Source organism: Lactococcus sp. LG1074, from assembly GCF_017309525.1.
GTDB lineage: Bacteria > Bacillota > Bacilli > Lactobacillales > Streptococcaceae > Lactococcus > Lactococcus petauri.
The window spans coordinates 31570-46622 of sequence record NZ_CP071294.1 but is presented as its reverse complement, the minus strand read 5'-3'; the positions used below and the strand labels follow the sequence as shown (position 1 = coordinate 46622).

Here is a 15053-nt window from a genome sequence, read left to right as displayed (position 1 = left end):
ACACCTCACAGGCTTTGTTGCTTGTGAGGTGTTTTTTTTTGCTTAGAGATATTCCTCTTCAATTTTTTCCTTGAGCAAATCCTTAATATAATTTACTTCCATTCCAAAGATTTCATCATAATATTCTCTAACACATTGTTTTTCAGTTTCATCAAGTGTCTTTTCAAAGAATTTGTTATAGATTTCTTCTCCAAGCTCACTATAAATATCATCTGCTTCAGACATATCTTTATTGATTAAAGTCAATGCTTCATCAATATTATTTGTCAGATGCCCTTCTCCTGCTTGATATACGATTTCTTTTTCACTAAAGAGAGATAATTCATTGACCGTAAGACTTATGATGTCTCCTGCACTATTATCCAATTCAATAAGTTCATCATTATCCCAAACTTGTTCATACTTGAAAGGAGATGATAGCTTAAACATTAAGTCTTGGTAGTAGATAATGTCACTTGCCAACCAAGCATATTTTAAACCATTCTCTTCAAGAAAGTCTTCAACACTTTCGTTATCTGCTTCTTCTACTGTAGTAAGGTACTTCTCATAAGTTTCTTTACTCAATCGCTCTTGTAGAGGGTAGCTCACTCCTGATTCTTCAAGAGAAATTTTATCTGAACCTTGTTCTTCAAACAGTGCGAGATATTCAGCTTTGTCACCACCATATTCTTTCACCATTTTTACATCGGAGATTGCGAACTTCAGCAACTCTTTTTTGACTTTATCTTGCTTGAAGAAAGCTAATAATTCTTGTTCCATTGCTTTCGCTAGTTTTTTATTTTCGTTCATTTCATTCTCCTCTATTCGTTTTTCTTTATGTATTAATTATAACATTGTTTATTTACGTCGTCAATAAATAATAGGTGTTTTTTATTATTTATTTATCAAGAAAAATGGCAAGAAAAAAGACCAAAGTACATTGTTCAATGGTCTGTTAGCTCTTTTTTTGATATAATAATATGGTAGAGTTTATGAACGGTAGCCCCGATTGGAGGTGATGCCATGGTTTTAGTGGCAATTCCTCACAAAACATGAAAGGCGAAAATTTTTTGACTGTTTATCAGACATTGAGTCTTATGATTGCTTTTGCAACATTAATGATTCTTGTCATAAACACAAGTAACAAAAAATGACCGTTCATCTTAGCGGATAAGGTCATTTTATGAATTAATATCTGCTACCGTTCTTAAAACGGCTACATGGGACTTGTTGGTAGCAAGTCCTTTTTCTTTATCTTTATTATATGACTTTTTTTTACTTTTTTCAATCCTTTTATTCTTTTTTTGTCTTTTGAATAACATTGCTATTTGATAAGACTATGATAAAATAAGGAAAGTTTAAAAGGTGGATAATGATAAAAATTTATTACAGGGGGAGCTGTGGTTCTTCTCGACGTGCATTTTCTTGGTTTGAAAAATACAATATCAACGTACAAAAACAGCAAATAAGTAAAATGACCAGGAACGATCTTGTCAAAATACTCAAAGATTCCGATGAGGGACTAATAGATATTGTAAAGCGCCCAGGAAAGAGTAGCATGGAGGTTAAAGAAGCACTAAGATATATGGAATATCTCTCGTTTAATGAAGCACTCGACTTCCTACTTACACATCCTTATGTGCTTCAGACTCCTATTATTATAGATGACCATAGTCTTCTTATTGGATATAACGAAGATGAAATACGAAAGTTTCTCCCAAAAGCTTATCGACGTCACCGTCTTTGAGTATAATTTTTGTAGTATAATATTCTCATGAATAAATTTTTGTTTAACCTTAAGTATAATGAGCCTCTTGGGAAAAAATTCCCCAAATATGCTATATCTCAATCTGAATATACAAGACTCAATTCAGAAGAATCTGCTGTTGCCTGGGCTAAAAAATACTACGGAGATTGGTCACAACAATATTGTAATATCTACGGTCATTCTTCTCTTACGGGAGCTACGATAAAAAATTATATAGAATCAGATAATTCAAGTGACCCTATTAGATTCTATTGTGGGCATGAAGGATCAAAATTAAATAGATTTTTAAGAGGAATGAAAGATTGGACGACAAATCTAAAAAATTATAATGATGTCCTCTCAACATTATTATTACATTCTCCTAGACTTCCAGAAAATATAGTTACCTATAGATTTGTACCTGATGAAGCTATTCAAGATATTTTACAAGCGAATAAAGAAGAACGTGTATTTACAGACCCTGCATTCTTGAGTACTTGTTTATTAAATAGCAAGCCTCTTAAAAATTCCGAATTTGACTATAACAAGGTACTAGAAATCTATGTTGATAAAGGTACAGCTTGTGTATATACAAATTTGATAAGAGGATGTCATAGAGGTGAATTTGAATTATTAGTTCTTAAAAATGCAACTATGTATTTAATTGATTACCCTTATAAGAAAGATGGTAAAACTTTCTACCCTATACGGTTAAAGAATATCCCTGATCAAAATTATTTGTGGTAGAATTCAGTGTCCAGAAAACCTCCATTTTCTGGACACTTTTTATTTTCTACAATTTTCGTCAATATCTTTTATATTTTGTGTTCATTAACCCATAATTTAATCTATGTCCATTTATATATATTGTTTTAAGTTATGATACAATTAAACTAACGGAGGTACAGAAATTTGAATATTGGATATGCACGAGTTTCAACTGGACTACAAAATTTAGATTTACAAAAAGACAGTCTTGGAAAATATGACTGTGAGAAAATATTTACTGATCACATGTCTGGAAGTAAAAAAGATAGACCAGGGTTAAAATCAGCAATAGAATTTTCTCGGCCCGGAGACACAATTGTCGTTTGGCGATTGGATCGATTGGGAAGAAATATGGAGGATTTAATCAGCATAGTCAACTCACTAAACGATAAAGGAGTAAGTTTCCATAGTTTGCAAGAAAATATCACGATGGACAAATCAAGTTCTACTGGACAGCTTATGTTTCATTTATTTGCAGCATTTGCGGAGTTTGAACGTAACCTTATTCTTGAACGCTCGGCTGCAGGAAGAGCTGCAGCACGTGCTAGAGGAAGATTAGGTGGTCGACCTGAGAAATTCTCTGAGAAAGATATAGAGCTACTTAAAACACTTGTAGATAGTGGAACACCAATAAAGAATATTGCGGAGTCTTGGGGTGTTTCGAGAACAACTATTTATCGATATATTAATAAATAGTATATATTTAAAGTAAAATCAGGAGATGATGATGAATATCTTACAAAAAATTTCAGATAAACTTATGATTCCAGAATATAAAATTGAAGGCAAACTATTCAATGATTTCTTCATTTTATACGAGGAATAAATAAAGACAATCTAAAGGGTTATCTGTACCAAGCATTATTTATTATAGAAAATTATTTAATTGATAACACAGAGTAGTCTGTAATTGATGAAGATTACAACATGTACAGTATTAAAAACTTTTACATTAATAGAAATATTTTACCTGAACCCAATAGTCTTAATAATTTTTCACTCTTTAAAAACTTTGCTATAAGCATAATTTTGTTTAACCTTTTTCTGAAAAGCTGCAGCTCCTTCAGATTTGTACTTCCATATCCAACTTCTAAGGAGTCCTGATGAGGGGATATTATATTTTCTTGCAAGAAACGTTGCCCCAGTCTTGCCTTCTAGATATTCACGAACTACTTTTAATTTAGACTCAATGGAATATTTTGACAAGAAAAATGACCTCCAAATTTATAAGTTCTTAAGTCTATATTTTTAGGGTCATATCAACTTTGGCTAATTAACAGTTCTCGAACTAAATACTGCCACCGACTTTTACTCGGCTATATTGGACTTGTTTGCAGCAAGTCCTTTTTCTTTATTATATGACTTTTTTCAATCGTTTTATTCTTTTTTGCTATATTCCAAATACAATATTAAGTCTTATATATAGGAAACATGTAAAATAGTATAATTTTTTTATTTTCTTGATAGTTGTCAATTTTTATCAGTAAGGGCAGCGCTATACTAGTATCATAAAGAAAATCAAAGGAAGTAGAAAATATGGCAAAAATAACACTGAACTTTCAAAAACAACTTCAACAACACAGTAATCACTTGGTTATCCTCTCAGCCATTCTCATTGTACTCGGATACCTTGGTAAATATGGTGTAAATCAAATATGGATTTGGAATTCGACAATGATTATTGCAAGTATTATCGGTTTTATACCTGTTGCAATTCATGCCTATCAAGCAATCAAAGTGAAACAAATTTCGATTGACCTGCTAGTTTCTATTGCAGTTATCGGTGCTCTGTTCATCGGTGAATACGAAGAATCAGCAATTGTCACTTTTCTCTTTGCTTTCGGTGGATTTTTAGAGAAAAAAACGCTTCAAAAAACGCGATCTAGTATCAAAGAACTCACGAATATGGCACCCAGTACAGCCCTATCTGCTGATGGCGAAGAAATAGACATTGATGAAGTTGAAATTGGTGATAAACTTTTAGTAAAAACAGGACGTCAAGTTCCTGTTGATGGTCATATTTACCAAGGGTCTGGCTATGTCAACGAAGCCAGCATCACAGGTGAATCACGTGAAATCAGAAAGGAAACTGGTGCTAAGGTTTTTGCAGGTTCTATCTTAGAAAATGGTACAATTTACGTAGAAGCAGAAAAAGTTGGCGAAGATACAACTTTTGGTAAAATCATTGAACTGGTCGAAGAAGCCCAAGATACCAAATCTCCTGCTGAGAAATTCATCGACCGCTTTGCTAAGTATTACACGCCAGCGGTACTTGTTATTGCAGCTATTGCTTGGGTTTTTAGTCATAATCTAGAGCTAGCCATCACGATTCTCGTACTCGGTTGTCCTGGTGCCCTCGTGATTGGTGCGCCTGTTTCAAATGTTGCGGGAATCGGTAATGGTGCAAAAAGAGGTGTCCTTATTAAGGGAGGTGATGTTATGAATACCTTCAGTCATATTGACACGCTTCTGTTTGATAAAACGGGTACTCTGACGAAAGGCAATACAGAAGTTGTTGTCGTCAAAAATTATGGTGCTTCAAAAGAACTGATTGATGCAGTTGCTTCAGCAGAAAATGAATCCGATCACCCATTAGCAACAGCTGTTGTACGCATGATTGGAGAATTCAATCCTGTCAAATTTGCAAAAACGGACGTTGTTAAAGGACAGGGGATCATCGCAGACGACCTATTGATTGGTAATGAAAAAATGATGGTGGCTAACCACATCACGATTTCTCCCGAGCAGAAACAGGACATCGCAGAAATTACTAATTCTGGTGCATCAGTTGTTTTGGTTGCAGCTGATAACAGATTACAACTGGTTTATGGTATCGCAGACGAAATGCGTTCTGGTGTCAAAGAAGCCCTCGAAGAGCTACGCCACGAAGGTATTTCTCGTATGATTATGCTGACTGGAGACAACGAGACAACAGCTAAAGCAGTCGCTTCTCAACTCGATATTGATGAAGTACGTGCCAATCTCATGCCTGAGGAAAAAGCTGAAGTTGTCAAATCACTCAAAAACTCTGGTAAAAAAATTGCTTTTATCGGTGATGGTGTCAACGATTCCCCTAGCTTGGCACTTGCTAATATAGGTATTGCAATGGGTTCTGGTACTGATACTGCGATTGAAACGTCCGATATCGTGCTAATGAAATCCAGTTTTGACGAACTTGTCCATGCATATGGTTTGAGTAAACGCACGGTTGCCAACATGACACAAAATATTGTGATTGCGATTGTAGTTGTGCTCTTTTTACTGGCTGGTCTAATTCTTGGAGGTACAGGATTAGTACCTAGTTTTGTCAACATGGGCACAGGTATGTTCGTCCACGAAGCTAGTATCCTTATCGTCATTGTCAATGGCATGCGACTGATTAGGTATCGAGAGAAATAGAAGAATGGAAACAAACCAAAATTTATGCGGTTTGTTTTCTTTTTTTGAAAGGAATCATTTTTTTGATATCAATAAAGTTTATAATGATTTTATCAAAAATGATTTGATAAAATCATCGAGACATTTTCGATGGCTTCTAGAATCTTTACAATTAAAGTTTTCCTTACTAATAGGGAGGTTCAATAAGACACTGAATTTGAGGCTATGAGAGAAACTATCGCAAGCAATGTAGCACGTTAGGGATTTGAACTTGTTTAAAAGCTTTGATACCTATCTCAATATAACTTTTTTATAAAAATAGATAGGAAGTTCCAATGACAATTATTTAAAAAGGAAACACACACATTTGCTAGACAGGAAGATTGTCAGGTAGGAGGGGACATAGCGTTTTCAGAACACTTCAAACATCTTATGTACGATGGATGTTTTAAAAAAATCACTAATGGTTTTGCTCTTTTAAATCTCATACAGGCAAAATTAGGGATTGATTTAAACACCGTTCCGCGGACCGTCTCGGTAGACTCTAACTGGTGCTGATTGCGCTCCTCATAGAAGGTTATTCAGCGTTAAAAAAGAGACTCGAGAAACTTTATTATTTTGTAGATAAAAAAATAAAATTGATATTCTTGATAGATATCAATTTTTTGCTAGTACTAACGAGTTATAATTAATTTATAAAGAAAGAGAAAGAGGTGAATCTTATGTCAAAAGTAATTATGAAACTCAATGAATTGAGCTGCCCATCTTGCATGGCAAAAATCGAAGGAGCAATGACTACAACTAAGGGTGTAGCAAATGCAAAAGTGCTTTTCAATGCATCAAAAGTTAAAGCAGAATTTGACGAAAATGTTGTCAGTGCTGATGAACTTATCAGCAAGGTTGAGAAACTTGGGTACCCTGTTTTAAGTAGCAAAGTAACTGTTGTGTGATTTCTACCAGTAAAGACAGCACTATAAATTGAATAAAGGAAAAAATTGATGACTAAATTAACGATTGATGAAAAATATGCTAAAGAACTTGATAAAGCAGAGGTTGACCACCACAAGCCTACGGCTGGTGCGATGCTAGGACATGTCTTATCCAATTTGTTCATTGAAAATGTACGACTGACTCAAGCAGGAATATACGCGAAAAGCCCAGTTAAGTGTGAGTATTTACGTGAAATTGCAAAAAAAGAAGATGAATATTTCTTTAAAATTTCGGATTTACTTCTTGACGAAAATGAGATTGTACCAAGTACAACTGAAGAATTTTTAAAGTATCACAAGTTCATTACTGAGGATCCAAAAGCCAAATATTGGACTGATGAAGCTCTACTTGAAAGCTTCATTGCAGATTTTCAAGCACAAAATATGTTCATTACGCGAGCAATTAAGCTAGCAAATAAAGAAGAAAAATTTGCTTTGGCAGCTGTTGTAGTCGAACTTTACGGCTACAATCTTCAAGTTATTCGTCACTTGGCAGGTGATTTGGGTAAAGCTGTTGCTGATTTTCATGACGAAGATGAAGATAATGACAATTAATTTTTACGAAACTGTAGGCTTTAATTGAACAAAGCTTGCAGTTTTATAATTTTAGCGCGATAATAAGATAAGGAGAATTACCAAAATGAGCAAGTATGAACATCATTTTAGTCATGATGAACACCACTGTGTACAGCTTGTCCCACTATTTGCTTTACTTTCAGAAAGTGAACTGGCGCAAGTTGAGCAGGTTGTTCATCATAAGACTTTTGAAAAGGGCGAAGCGGTCATCAGCCCTTTTACGGTGCCTCAACTCGCAATTGTGGCGCACGGTACTTTAAAGATATATCAGCTTTCTAGCGCTGGTAAAGAGCAGTTACTACGTGTAATTGAACCTGGTGGATATGCAGGTGAAGACGCCTTGTTTGGAGTAGTGAATGAGAATCTTTATGGCGAAACATTGCAAGAAACAAAAATTTGCTTTTTGCGACAACAAGATTTCAAAAATTTATTGTTAAAATATCCCGAGCTAAGTTTGAAATTACTTGAAACCACCGTGAGAAGAGCTGCGGAAATGCAATATCAAGCACAATTTCTCATGATGGAAGATGTTGAAAGTCGAATCGCTAATTATCTTTTGCAACTCGTCAAAATAGTAGATTCAAATCTTGTTACGATTCCAATGAAAATGAAAGATCTCGCAACGTTCATTGGAACAACTCCCGAAACTATTTCTCGTAAGTTCAAAATACTAGAAGAAAAGGGATTCATTGAGCGTCGAGGAAAGGTAATCAAAATACTAGATATTGATAGGTTTGAAGATGATTATGCTTAAAATGGTCTAAAGAGGACACAATAGATTCTGATCCTACACAAGATCCAGACCTAATGCCAGATGAAAAAAGGAACCAATATTGTTTCTCAAAATGATATTGCACTAGATTGGACTAATGTCAAATAATTAGACAGAAAATGAACTATATTTTCTTAAAAAAGTTCTCTTCCTCTAATTGGGCATTGCGTTTTTGCAATTCTTGAATCTGTTTAGCAGTCAACACTGTATTATCTTCAAGATGAACTTGAGAGTACTGGTTGATCCATTTTGCAAGTGCAGAAACGGAGACTCCATAGTCTTTACAGAGTTCAGATTGAGTTTTACCTGTTTGGTAGAAGGGTGACAAGAGATTGTTTAAATTCCTCGTCGTAACGTTTAAAGCCTGACATAAAAGTCCTTTCGTTTTTGTGTCTTCTTAGACAGATTATAACACACATATTTGTGTCTACTTTTATAGTATAGCTCCACTCTTACATATATTAGAAAGATAGATATAACAGGAAGTATATCGTTTTTAGAAAAAACAACTGTCAAATAAACCAAAATATTATTGAAAGTTGTTTTCTTATCTCTATCTATATAGATACTATTTCTTCTTTTTGTTATAATATTTAAAGAGAAAGTTTATAGCGGTTGGCTAAGTATAGAAAGAGGGGTGATGCCTATGAGTATAGGTATTCCCCTATCAAACTAGAAAGGCAAAAATTTTTGAGTGTCTCAGACAGCTTAACATTGATGATTGCATTTGCAAGTTTCATTGTTATGTTGCTCAATCTCATTATTGTGATTGTAAAGAACATAAAAAAATAGACCCGCTAAACTTTTGACGAAGTAGGATCTATTTTTTTAGATGAATATTAGTCAACCGTCTTAAACGGTCTCTATGGAGCTTGTTACTAGCAAGCTCTTTTCTTTATTTCTATTATATCACTATATGATATTTTTGCAAATACTTCAGTACAACAAATATGGATCAATTAATTTTCATTATTTTTTTTATGTCATTCGCAATTTCTTTTTCTTGCTCTTCATTATAAATTCTCTTATGTTCATTCGCAATAAAAATTTTTAAATTATCTAGATATTCTGAAAAAGACTTACCATAGCTTGTTAATTGTTTACTTTCCAATATTTCTATATACTCTGCAAAATCAGCCATTGAGTCATATAAAAAGACACAAGATCTTAGAAGTGAGGAAAGCATGATACCATAAAAGGACAAAGCCATAACAGGTTCAAAATCGTTTGGATTTATATTCTTTTCAATTCTTTGAGGATGTACCCAATTTGAAGGCTCATCATAACAAATATAAAATACCATAGGATCAACATCTATATCTTGGACTAGCTCGCTAAATGTTTTGCCCGCTGCTAATTCAAACCACTGTTTAAACTTACTTCCTTTTTTTCCATTTAATATTAGTTCTAACTCATCTTGGGAAATATTTTTATATTTTTCGCCAAACTTTATTTCCCATTCTTCAAAAGAACCTTTAACTGGATCGCTCTTTGAGAGCATTCGGTGCACCTTATTACTTGTCTCAAAACTATTTTTATTTCGATAAAACTGTACATAACGTTCTTTGTTTTCTGATTGTAGCATCGCTTTATACGCTACTAACATTTCGAAGAACGTACGTTGAAGTGGAAATACCCCATCTGTTATACCTAACTCTAACAAACTAAACATAGTGTGTAATCTTTGATTCATATTTCCTAAAAGTGTTAAAAGTACCATATCTTCCATGCCAAAATTTTGACGTTTTTCAGATAATTTTTTTAAACCTCTTAATCTGCGTTTAGTTAACTCGTATATTTGTGAATAGTTAGGTAATGTATCGCTCATTATTTATTCCTCTTTTTCTATGTAGTAAAATTTAATTAGATTAGCTTAATAGATTATTTTCTCTCATTGAATAAATATATGCTATCATATGAGCAATAATTTTATCATACTGAGAGTAAAATGATTTACAATCTTGATGTTTATTACGTACGTCCTTTAACTCAGCCTTTAATTGTCTTAACTCACGTCTTTTATATTTAATTAAATGATGCTCCTGTACTTCATTTTTAAAAAGTTCTTGATATTCTATTAACTCTTCTTCTTTTGAAGAAATTTTTTTTTGAAGTTTATTGGTTCTGTTGCAAAGTTTTAAATCTACTATCAAATAAGGTAGAATAATAGAAAAAGATAGCAGGAGGAATGACGATGAATCATTTTAAAGGAAAGCAATTTCAGCAGGATGTGATTATTGTAGCCGTGGGCTACTATCTTCGTTATAACCTTAGCTATCGTGAAGTTCAAGAAATCTTATATGATCGTGGCATTAACGTTTCTCATACGACGATTTATCGTTGGGTGCAAGAATATGGCAAACTACTCTATCAAATTTGGAAAAAGAAAAATAAAAAATCCTTTTATTCATGGAAAATGGATGAAACGTACATCAAAATTAAAGGAAAATGGCATTATTTGTATCGAGCCATCGATGCAGATGGTTTAACCTTGGATATTTGGTTACGTAAAAAACGGGACACACAAGCAGCCTATGCTTTTCTTAAGCGGTTAGTGAAGCAGTTTGATGAACCGAAGGTTGTAGTCACAGATAAAGCCCCCTCTATTACAAGTGCCTTTAAGAAACTAAAAGAATACGGCTTTTATCAAGGGACAGAACATCGTACCATTAAATACCTGAATAATTTGATTGAACAAGACCATCGTCCAGTAAAGAGACGCAATAAATTCTATCGAAGTTTACGCACTGCCTCTACCACGATTAAAGGTATGGAAGCCATCCGAGGATTATATAAGAAAACCCGAAAAGAAGGCACTCTCTTCGGGTTTTCGGTCTGTACTGAAATCAAGGTATTATTGGGAATCCCAGCTTAAATCATAGATACCGTAAGGGATTTTATTCTTTATTTAAAACTTTGCAACAGAACCAGAAAAGCATAGGCTGCTTGTGTGTCCCGTTTTTTACGTAACCAAATATCCAAGGTTAAACCATCTGCATCGATGGCTCGATACAAATAATGCCATTTTCCTTTAATTTTGATGTACGTTTCATCCATTTTCCAGGAATAAAAGGATTTTTTATTTTTCTTTTTCCAAATTTGATAGAGTAGTTTGCCATATTCTTGCACCCAACGATAAATCGTCGTATGAGAAACGTTAATGCCACGATCATATAAGATTTCTTGAACTTCACGATAGCTAAGGTTATAACGAAGATAGTAGCCCACGGCTACAATAATCACATCCTGCTGAAATTGCTTTCCTTTAAAATGATTCATCGTCATTCCTCCTGCTATCTTTTTCTATTATTCTACCTTATTTGATAGTAGATTTAAAACTTTGCAACAGAACCTTTAAAACTTAGTTTATATGTGGTAAAATGTTTTAATCAAGTTTAGGAGGAATTAATTATGAAGTGTAATGAATGTAACAGGGTTCAATACAACCAAATTTTAATTTGGCTTTGCATTTTATCTTTTTTTAGCGTATTAAATGAAATGGTTTTGAACGTCTCATTACCTGATATTGCAAATGATTTTAATAAACCACCTGCGAGTACAAACTGGGTGAACACAGCCTTTATGTTAACCTTTTCCATTGGAACAGCTGTATATGGAAAGCTATCTGATCAATTAGGCATCAAAAGGTTACTCCTATTTGGAATTATAATAAATTGTTTCGGGTCGGTAATTGGGTTTGTTGGCCATTCTTTCTTTTCCTTACTTATTATGGCTCGTTTTATTCAAGGGGCTGGTGCAGCTGCATTTCCAGCACTCGTAATGGTTGTAGTTGCGCGCTATATTCCAAAGGAAAATAGGGGTAAAGCATTTGGTCTTATTGGATCGATAGTAGCCATGGGAGAAGGAGTCGGTCCAGCGATTGGTGGAATGATAGCCCATTATATTCATTGGTCCTATCTTCTACTCATTCCTATGATAACAATTATCACTGTTCCGTTTCTTATGAAATTATTAAAGAAAGAAGTAAGGATAAAAGGTCATTTTGATATCAAAGGAATTATACTAATGTCTGTAGGCATTGTATTTTTTATGTTGTTTACAACATCATATAGCATTTCTTTTCTTATCGTTAGCGTGCTGTCATTCCTGATATTTGTAAAACATATCAGGAAAGTAACAGATCCTTTTGTTGATCCCGGATTAGGGAAAAATATACCTTTTATGATTGGAGTTCTTTGTGGGGGAATTATATTTGGAACAGTAGCAGGGTTTGTCTCTATGGTTCCTTATATGATGAAAGATGTTCACCAGCTAAGTACTGCCGAAATCGGAAGTGTAATTATTTTCCCTGGAACAATGAGTGTCATTATTTTCGGCTACATTGGTGGGATACTTGTTGATAGAAGAGGTCCTTTATACGTGTTAAACATCGGAGTTACATTTCTTTCTGTTAGCTTTTTAACTGCTTCCTTTCTTTTAGAAACAACATCATGGTTCATGACAATTATAATCGTATTTGTTTTAGGTGGGCTTTCGTTCACCAAAACAGTTATATCAACAATTGTTTCAAGTAGCTTGAAACAGCAGGAAGCTGGTGCTGGAATGAGTTTGCTTAACTTTACCAGCTTTTTATCAGAGGGAACAGGTATTGCAATTGTAGGTGGTTTATTATCCATACCCTTACTTGATCAAAGGTTGTTACCTATGGAAGTTGATCAGTCAACTTATCTGTATAGTAATTTGTTATTACTTTTTTCAGGAATCATTGTCATTAGTTGGCTGGTTACCTTGAATGTATATAAACATTCTCAAAGGGATTTCTAAATCGTTAAGGGATCAACTTTGGGAGAGAGTTCAAAATTGATCCTTTTTTTATAACAGGAATTCAAATCTTTTTGTTCCATTAAAGGGCGCGATTGCTGAATAAAAGATACGAGAGACCTCTCTTGTATCTTTTTTATTTTGAGTGGTTTTGTCCGTTACACTAGAAAACCGAAAGACAATAAAAATTTTATTCTTGCTGAGTCTGGCTTTCGGTAAGCTAGACAAAACGGACAAAATAAAAATTGGCAAGGGTTTAAAGGTGGAGATTTTTTGAGTGATCTTCTCAAAAAATACTACCTGTCCCTTGCTGATTTTTAAACGAGCACGAGAGCAAAACCCCCCTTTGCTGAGGTGGCAGAGGGCAGGTTTTTTTGTTTCTTTTTTCTCGTAAAAAAAAGAAAGGTCTTAAAGGTTTTATGGTTTTGGTCGGCACTGCCGACAGCCTCGCAGAGCACACACTTTATGAATATAAAGTATAGTGTGTTATACTTTACTTGGAAGTGGTTGCCGGAAAGAGCGAAAATGCCTCACATTTGTGCCACCTAAAAAGGAGCGATTTACATATGAGTTATGCAGTTTGTAGAATGCAAAAAGTGAAATCAGCTGGACTAAAAGGCATGCAATTTCATAATCAAAGAGAGCGAAAAAGTAGAACGAATGATGATATTGACCATGAGCGAACACGTGAAAATTATGATTTGAAAAATGATAAAAATATTGATTACAACGAACGTGTCAAAGAAATTATTGAATCACAAAAAACAGGTACAAGAAAAACGAGGAAAGATGCTGTTCTTGTAAATGAGTTGCTAGTAACATCTGACCGAGATTTTTTTGAGCAACTGGATCCAGGAGAACAAAAACGATTTTTTGAGGAAAGTTATAAATTATTTTCCGAACGATATGGCAAGCAAAATATTGCTTATGCAACAGTTCATAATGATGAGCAAACCCCTCACATGCATTTAGGTGTTGTGCCTATGCGTGATGGAAAACTGCAAGGAAAAAATGTGTTTAATCGTCAAGAACTGTTATGGCTACAAGATAAATTCCCCGAGCATATGAAAAAACAGGGTTTTGAGTTGAAGCGTGGTGAACGTGGCTCTGACCGTAAACATATTGAGACAGCTAAATTTAAAAAACAAACTTTGGAAAAAGAGATTGATTTTCTAGAAAAAAATTTAGCAGTTAAAAAAGATGAATGGACTGCTTATAGCGATAAAGTTAAATCAGATTTAGAAGTACCAGCGAAACGACACATGAAAAGTGTTGAAGTGCCAACGGGTGAAAAGTCCATGTTTGGTTTGGGAAAAGAAATAATGAAAACAGAAAAGAAACCAACCAAAAATGTTGTTATATCGGAGCGTGATTATAAAAACTTAGTGACTGCTGCGAGAGATAACGATAGGTTAAAACAGCATGTTAGAAATCTCATGAGTACTGATATGGCGAGAGAATATAAAAAATTAAGTAAAGAACATGGGCAAGTTAAAGAAAAATATAGTGGTCTTGTAGAGCGATTTAATGAAAATGTAAATGATTATAATGAGTTGCTTGAAGAAAACAAGTCTTTAAAGTCTAAAATAAGCGATTTAAAGCGTGATGTGAGTTTAATCTATGAAAGCACTAAGGAATTCCTTAAGGAACGTACAGACGGCTTAAAAGCCTTTAAAAACGTTTTTAAGGGGTTTGTAGACAAGGTAAAGGATAAAACAGCACAATTCCAAGAAAAACACGATTTAGAACCTAAAAAGAACGAATTTGAACTAACTCATAACCGAGAGGTAAAAAAAGAACGAAGTCGAGATCAGGGAATGAGTTTATAAAATAAAAAAAGCACCTGAAAAGGTGTCTTTTTTTGATGGTTTTGAACTTGTTCTTTCTTATCTTGATACATATAGAAATAACGTCATTTTTATTTTAGTTGCTGAAAGGTGCGTTGAAGTGTTGGTATGTATGTGTTTTAAAGTATTGAAAACCCTTAAAATTGGTTGCACAGAAAAACCCCATCTGTTAAAGTTATAAGTGACCAAACAAATAACTAAATAGATGGGGGTTT

16 protein-coding genes and 2 pseudogenes are annotated in these 15053 nt (G+C 34.0%); 12 read left to right on the top strand and 6 right to left on the bottom strand.

The features are described 5' to 3' along the window. Positions 1 to 42: 42 nt before the first annotated feature. A complete protein-coding gene (locus tag J0J36_RS10280) occupies positions 43 to 789 on the bottom strand; it encodes a hypothetical protein (RefSeq protein WP_206886804.1) in 747 nt (248 codons plus the stop codon). Positions 790 to 1031: 242 nt separating this feature from the next. Between J0J36_RS10280 and J0J36_RS10760 the strand changes: the two genes are divergently transcribed. From J0J36_RS10760 to J0J36_RS10265, 4 genes are all read left to right on the top strand, one after another. Further along, on the top strand, positions 1032 to 1133 hold the full coding sequence (locus J0J36_RS10760; protein ID WP_225210430.1) for a putative holin-like toxin: 102 nt from the start codon (positions 1032 to 1034) through the stop codon (positions 1131 to 1133). Positions 1134 to 1351: 218 nt separating this feature from the next. Further along, positions 1352 to 1726 (top strand): ArsC/Spx/MgsR family protein, encoded by a 375-nt coding sequence (locus J0J36_RS10275; RefSeq protein ID WP_042753266.1) that lies wholly within the window; start codon positions 1352 to 1354, stop codon positions 1724 to 1726. Between the two features lie 27 nt (positions 1727 to 1753). Next, positions 1754 to 2473, top strand: a complete 720-nt coding sequence (locus J0J36_RS10270) for an ADP-ribosyltransferase (RefSeq protein WP_206886803.1) — start codon at positions 1754 to 1756, stop codon at positions 2471 to 2473. A gap of 165 nt (positions 2474 to 2638) precedes the next feature. Next, the gene (locus J0J36_RS10265) at positions 2639 to 3190 is read left to right on the top strand and encodes a recombinase family protein (RefSeq protein ID WP_011997527.1); all 552 of its coding nucleotides are present in this window, start codon (positions 2639 to 2641) and stop codon (positions 3188 to 3190) included. A 300-nt stretch (positions 3191 to 3490) separates the two neighbouring features. On the opposite strand, the gene J0J36_RS10260 is transcribed toward J0J36_RS10265, so the two are convergent. Next, positions 3491 to 3700: a helix-turn-helix domain-containing protein gene (locus J0J36_RS10260; RefSeq protein WP_206886802.1), complete on the bottom strand. Its 210-nt coding sequence runs from the start codon at positions 3698 to 3700 to the stop codon at positions 3491 to 3493. A 330-nt stretch (positions 3701 to 4030) separates the two neighbouring features. On the opposite strand from J0J36_RS10260, the gene J0J36_RS10255 reads away from it, so the two are divergent. From J0J36_RS10255 to J0J36_RS10240, 4 genes are all read left to right on the top strand, one after another. Then, positions 4031 to 5893 (top strand): heavy metal translocating P-type ATPase, encoded by a 1863-nt coding sequence (locus J0J36_RS10255; protein ID WP_206886839.1) that lies wholly within the window; start codon positions 4031 to 4033, stop codon positions 5891 to 5893. A gap of 701 nt (positions 5894 to 6594) precedes the next feature. Continuing rightward, positions 6595 to 6822, top strand: a complete 228-nt coding sequence (locus J0J36_RS10250) for a heavy-metal-associated domain-containing protein (RefSeq protein ID WP_012898751.1) — start codon at positions 6595 to 6597, stop codon at positions 6820 to 6822. A 48-nt stretch (positions 6823 to 6870) separates the two neighbouring features. Continuing rightward, positions 6871 to 7416 carry a DNA-binding protein gene (locus tag J0J36_RS10245; RefSeq protein ID WP_011915219.1) on the top strand — a complete coding sequence of 182 codons (546 nt, stop codon included), beginning with the start codon at positions 6871 to 6873 and terminating at the stop codon, positions 7414 to 7416. 85 nt (positions 7417 to 7501) lie between these two features. Further along, on the top strand, positions 7502 to 8191 hold the full coding sequence (locus tag J0J36_RS10240) for a Crp/Fnr family transcriptional regulator (RefSeq protein ID WP_206886838.1): 690 nt from the start codon (positions 7502 to 7504) through the stop codon (positions 8189 to 8191). 148 nt (positions 8192 to 8339) lie between these two features. Here J0J36_RS10240 and J0J36_RS10235 read toward each other — a convergent pair. Beyond that, positions 8340 to 8580, bottom strand: a pseudogene (locus tag J0J36_RS10235) (transposase); the annotation flags it as partial. Positions 8581 to 8926: 346 nt separating this feature from the next. On the opposite strand from J0J36_RS10235, the gene J0J36_RS10755 reads away from it, so the two are divergent. After that, a complete protein-coding gene (locus J0J36_RS10755) occupies positions 8927 to 9001 on the top strand; it encodes a putative holin-like toxin (protein WP_352110434.1) in 75 nt (24 codons plus the stop codon). Between the two features lie 163 nt (positions 9002 to 9164). Here J0J36_RS10755 and J0J36_RS10225 read toward each other — a convergent pair whose 3' ends face one another. Together J0J36_RS10225 and J0J36_RS10220 are read right to left on the bottom strand one after the other, a co-directional pair. Beyond that, the gene (locus J0J36_RS10225; RefSeq protein WP_206886836.1) at positions 9165 to 10037 is read right to left on the bottom strand and encodes a DUF5677 domain-containing protein; all 873 of its coding nucleotides are present in this window, start codon (positions 10035 to 10037) and stop codon (positions 9165 to 9167) included. Positions 10038 to 10077: 40 nt separating this feature from the next. Then, positions 10078 to 10362: a hypothetical protein gene (locus tag J0J36_RS10220; RefSeq protein WP_206886835.1), complete on the bottom strand. Its 285-nt coding sequence runs from the start codon at positions 10360 to 10362 to the stop codon at positions 10078 to 10080. A gap of 41 nt (positions 10363 to 10403) precedes the next feature. On the opposite strand from J0J36_RS10220, the gene J0J36_RS10215 reads away from it, so the two are divergent. Beyond that, positions 10404 to 11084, top strand: coding sequence for an IS6-like element IS1216 family transposase (locus J0J36_RS10215; RefSeq protein ID WP_001015311.1), 681 nt, complete (start codon positions 10404 to 10406; stop codon positions 11082 to 11084). A 53-nt stretch (positions 11085 to 11137) separates the two neighbouring features. Here the strand turns inward: J0J36_RS10215 and J0J36_RS10210 are convergent. Then, positions 11138 to 11488 (bottom strand): annotated as a pseudogene (locus J0J36_RS10210) (IS6-like element IS1216 family transposase); the annotation flags it as partial. Positions 11489 to 11620: 132 nt separating this feature from the next. On the opposite strand from J0J36_RS10210, the gene tet(L) reads away from it, so the two are divergent. Next, complete coding sequence (tet(L), locus tag J0J36_RS10205) at positions 11621 to 12994, top strand: tetracycline efflux MFS transporter Tet(L) (RefSeq protein ID WP_002387933.1); 1374 nt, start codon at positions 11621 to 11623, stop codon at positions 12992 to 12994. Positions 12995 to 13557: 563 nt separating this feature from the next. Next, positions 13558 to 14820, top strand: coding sequence for a MobV family relaxase (gene mobV / locus J0J36_RS10200; RefSeq protein ID WP_000119405.1), 1263 nt, complete (start codon positions 13558 to 13560; stop codon positions 14818 to 14820). Positions 14821 to 15053: the final 233 nt, after the last annotated feature.

What these genes read in the sequence shown, in the direction of transcription:
- J0J36_RS10760 (WP_225210430.1), top strand. Translation starts at nt 1,032, where the DNA reads ATGAAAGGCGAAAATTTTTTGACTGTTTATCAGACATTGAGTCTTATG.
- J0J36_RS10215 (WP_001015311.1), top strand. Translation starts at nt 10,404, where the DNA reads ATGAATCATTTTAAAGGAAAGCAATTTCAGCAGGATGTGATTATTGTA.
- J0J36_RS10240 (WP_206886838.1), top strand. Translation starts at nt 7,502, where the DNA reads ATGAGCAAGTATGAACATCATTTTAGTCATGATGAACACCACTGTGTA.
- J0J36_RS10255 (WP_206886839.1), top strand. Translation starts at nt 4,031, where the DNA reads ATGGCAAAAATAACACTGAACTTTCAAAAACAACTTCAACAACACAGT.
- J0J36_RS10270 (WP_206886803.1), top strand. Translation starts at nt 1,754, where the DNA reads ATGAATAAATTTTTGTTTAACCTTAAGTATAATGAGCCTCTTGGGAAA.
- J0J36_RS10250 (WP_012898751.1), top strand. Translation starts at nt 6,595, where the DNA reads ATGTCAAAAGTAATTATGAAACTCAATGAATTGAGCTGCCCATCTTGC.
- J0J36_RS10275 (WP_042753266.1), top strand. Translation starts at nt 1,352, where the DNA reads ATGATAAAAATTTATTACAGGGGGAGCTGTGGTTCTTCTCGACGTGCA.
- mobV (WP_000119405.1), top strand. Translation starts at nt 13,558, where the DNA reads ATGAGTTATGCAGTTTGTAGAATGCAAAAAGTGAAATCAGCTGGACTA.
- J0J36_RS10245 (WP_011915219.1), top strand. Translation starts at nt 6,871, where the DNA reads ATGACTAAATTAACGATTGATGAAAAATATGCTAAAGAACTTGATAAA.
- J0J36_RS10280 (WP_206886804.1), bottom strand. Translation starts at nt 789, where the DNA reads ATGAACGAAAATAAAAAACTAGCGAAAGCAATGGAACAAGAATTATTA.
- J0J36_RS10225 (WP_206886836.1), bottom strand. Translation starts at nt 10,037, where the DNA reads ATGAGCGATACATTACCTAACTATTCACAAATATACGAGTTAACTAAA.